This is a genomic window from Dongia sp. (assembly GCF_041910485.1).
GTDB lineage: Bacteria > Pseudomonadota > Alphaproteobacteria > Dongiales > Dongiaceae > Dongia.
This window is the reverse complement of the sequence record NZ_JAYRQR010000001.1, coordinates 1-2,289: the sequence shown is the minus strand read 5'-3', so window position 1 is coordinate 2,289 and position 2,289 is coordinate 1. Positions and strand designations below refer to the sequence as shown.

At 61.9% G+C, this 2,289-nt stretch carries 3 protein-coding genes; all 3 read right to left on the bottom strand.

The window, feature by feature from the left end; translation table 11 throughout:
• Nucleotides 1-222, bottom strand: a 222-nt coding sequence (locus tag ACE3PP_RS00015; protein ID WP_374377117.1) for a hypothetical protein, incomplete at its 3' end; no start/stop codon positions are given.
• Between the two features lie 6 nt (nt 223-228).
• Nucleotides 229-1,455, bottom strand: a complete 1,227-nt coding sequence (locus tag ACE3PP_RS00010; RefSeq protein ID WP_374377116.1) for a type II secretion system F family protein — start codon at nt 1,453-1,455, stop codon at nt 229-231.
• A gap of 6 nt (nt 1,456-1,461) precedes the next feature.
• A partial coding sequence (locus tag ACE3PP_RS00005; RefSeq protein WP_374377115.1) for a GspE/PulE family protein occupies nt 1,462-2,289 on the bottom strand: 828 nt, incomplete at its 5' end.

Below are 2,289 nucleotides of genomic sequence, written 5' to 3'. Positions count from 1 at the left end.
GGCGCTGATCCAATCCATCGGGTTGCCGCCTGGCGGCAGTTGGCCGCCGAAGGTTTCGCGATGAGCCACGGCTTCCAGAATCTGTGTGCGAATCGCCGCGGCCTCGGCCTGTACGCCGGCTTCTTCCATATCCTTCTGGGCAACGCCCAATGCGCGCAACAAGACCAGCGCCAACACCGAAATCAGAATCACGACGAGGGCGAATTCGTAATAGCGTCGCATGGCCGTTCATCGCTTGATGGCTACCTTGCCGAGATCCCACATCGGCAGGAAGATGCCCAGAGCCAGAATCAGTACCAGCGCTCCCAAACAGACGATCAGGATCGGTTCGATTTGCTGGCCGAGCGTTTTCAGTTCGTACTCGACTTCGCGCTGATACATCTGGCCGACCTCTTCCATCATGTCGTCGAGGGCACCTGACTCCTCGCCTACCGCCACCATCTGCAGCACGACCGGCGTGAAGAATCCCGACGCGATGCTGGCCCGCAAGACGCTTTCGCCACGCTCGACGGTATCGCGCATGCCTTCGATCTTGGCTGCGATATAGCTGTTGTCGACGGTCTGCGCCGAGTTGCTGAGCGCCTGCATGACTGGCACGCCGCTGCGCGTACTCAGTGCGAAGCTGCGGGCAAAGCGGGCCATCGCGGCCTTGCTGACGATCTTGCCGGCAATCGGGAAGCGCAGGGCCAGGGCCTCCCATTGCATGCGTCCGGCGTGCGTCCCCACCCAGGCGCGGAAGGCGACAATACCGCCAATGAGGGCGACCAGCATGGCCGGCCACCAGGTGACCATGAAGTCCGAAAAACCAAGCAGCAGCCGCGTCATCAGCGGCAACTCGGCACCAAAACCCTGGAAAACCTTGGCAAAGGCCGGAATGACGAAGAGGTTGACTACCACGATGGCCACCGCCATCGCAATCACCACAAACATCGGGTAGCGCAGCGCAGACTTCACCTGTTCGCGCATGAAACGCTCGAATTCCAGGTGCTCGAACAAGCGCAGGAATATTTCATCGAGCAGGCCGGTCGCTTCGCCAACCCGCACCATGGAGATGTAGAAGGAGGAAAACACCTTGGGATGGCGGGCCAGGGACACCGACAGTTCACGGCCGGCCTCCAGGCTTTCGCGCACGTCGCGGATGACCTCCTTCATCGCCGGATTGGTAGCCGATTCCTGCAAGCCATTCAGGGCGCGCATGATCGGCACGCCGGCCTTGAGCAGGGTATGGATCTGCCGCGAAAAAAGCAGGATATCGACATGCTGGACACGCGGTTTGAACAGCGTCAGCACGGCATTGCCGCTGCCTTGCCCCCGGGCCCGCGTTTCTTCGATCGAAACCGGCGTCACCCCGCGCCCGAGCAAGAGATCGGCCACGCCACCCGACGAGGCGCCTTCGAGCACCCCCTCGATCAGCTTGCCGCCGGCATCGCGCGCCTTGTAGGCAAAGTAGGGCACGCTACCTTATTCCTCGAACTGGTTACTGATGCGCATGGCCTCTGCCACCGTGGTCTGGCCGGCCAGCACCAGGCGTACCGCATCGCGACGCAGGGTTTCGCCGGCCATCTGCTGGCGCGCCACGCGCATGAATTCACCCGGGTCTTCGTGGTTGATGGCCTCAACCACCCGGTCGCTCATTTCGAGGAATTCATAAACCCCGGTTCGCCCCTGGTAGCCGGTATTGGCGCAATGCGTGCAGCCACGGCCATGATGGAAGGCATGGCTATCGACCTGGTCGCCGAGTTCGTAGCGCAACCATTCATGCTCGCTGGGTGTGAGCGTATAGGTTTCGCGGCAATTGCCGCAGATGACCCGCACCAGACGCTGGGCGACGACCATGTGCACCGACAGCGCCACCATGTAGCGCGGCACACCCATATCGAGCAGGCGGATCGGGGTCGACACAGCATCGTTGGTATGCAATGTGGATAGCACGAGGTGGCCGGTCATGGCGGCACGCATGCCAATTTCGGCCGTTTCCTGGTCGCGCATTTCACCGACCAACACGATGTCCGGGTCTTGCCGCAGCACGGTGCGCAGTACGCGCGAGAAGGAAAGGTCGATCTTCTCGTGCACCTGCACCTGGTTCAGGCCACCGAGCCGGTATTCGACCGGATCTTCAACGGTAATGACCTTCTTTTCCGGGCTGTTCAGTTCGTTGAGCGCGGCATAGAGCGTCGTCGTCTTGCCGGAGCCGGTCGGCCCGGTAACCAGCACCATGCCGCTCGGCCGTTTCAGGGCATGGCGGAAACGCTCGAGCACACGCTCCGGCATGCCGATCCTGTCCAGTTC